Raw genomic sequence first — 1,143 nt, forward strand, 5'->3', positions numbered from 1 at the left:
AAGGTCAGTCACAGCTTGGTGTATTGCTGGTGTTACCAGCCCACTATTTAATGACTCAATAAGTGCTGTTCTTGCCTTATCAACACTTAAGCCACTAGAGAGCATATGTTTTACCAGTGCGGTTCGGTTTTGGGCCGTTTTGCGTGCTTTGTCGCTGGCCTCAGACCATGCAGACTGGCTCACAACCGCAGGTAAATTGTTAAATCTAATCACAGCAGGATGCATTACTTGATCTCCTTGCTTTGCTTTTCTACTAAAAATTGTTCGAGCAGCCGGTTACGCTCGGTTTCAACGTATTGCCACTCAGCTTTGGTAAATTTCGGTAGGTGTTCAATGCCTTCAATATGCCCAGCAAACTCGCCACTTAAACGCTCAAGTGCGGTGCCAATTTGGCTATAGATAGCCGCCCAGGTGTGATGCAGTACTTGCGCAGCACTCACACGCGACTCCAAATCTAATTGGCGGTTATCACACAGCTGGCCAATTTGGGTGATGGTGCTAACAAGCGCTTCGTTTAGTAGCTCGGTATTACAAATTGCGTCTTTGCGTATCTCACTAATAAACACATGCATGTCAAAACGTACTTGTGGCACTTTACGTAGCTTTTCATGCCCTAAGTCATTAATGGCCTGCGCCGCAGTTACCTGTAATTCGTCTCGCTCTTTTATCAGATCGGCCACTTGCTGTTTTATGGCGTTACCTGATGTCTCGGCCAGCACTTCGTAGTCTTCGTCGTCTAGCTCTTTAAGCGTTTCGATTGGTACTTTGGTAAGTTCGTTAAGTTGATGAGTGTTCAAATTCAAATGCGACAATTTGTCGCTTTTGCGTTTTGGCAGTGCCAATATCATTCTGGCTATCGCCATTGCTCGTTGAGCCGTACGTTTTTGAATATTGCGCTCGTGTAAAAGTGAGTTAAATTTGCCATGCTCCGTATTTGATTTGAGCCAAAGCAAAAGGACTCCCATCTTAGCTCCATCACTGAATTGCCGATTAGCGAGAAATACAACTTGCTCCATGCAATCATCAATACTTTGAGGCAGCTCTATATGAAGCGCCGACTCTAGGCTCTCAATTTGATGATGAATCTCTTCTATTGATTCAGGACAAACTAAGTCAGAACTCATAACAACTCCGAAATTCAGG

Annotated in this window: 1 protein-coding gene and 1 pseudogene; both read right to left on the reverse strand. The window is 44.6% G+C overall.

Annotated features, from left to right (window positions below):
• Positions 1-225, reverse strand: a pseudogene (locus J8M00_RS27955) (Mu transposase C-terminal domain-containing protein); the annotation flags it as partial.
• Positions 225-1,143: hypothetical protein (locus J8M00_RS27960; protein WP_211013641.1), on the reverse strand; the 919-nt coding region annotated here is incomplete at its 5' end. The gene J8M00_RS27960 and the pseudogene J8M00_RS27955, both read right to left, overlap by 1 nt.

It is taken from the genome of Pseudoalteromonas luteoviolacea, from assembly GCF_018100925.1.
GTDB classification, from domain to species: Bacteria; Pseudomonadota; Gammaproteobacteria; order Enterobacterales; family Alteromonadaceae; genus Pseudoalteromonas; species Pseudoalteromonas obscura.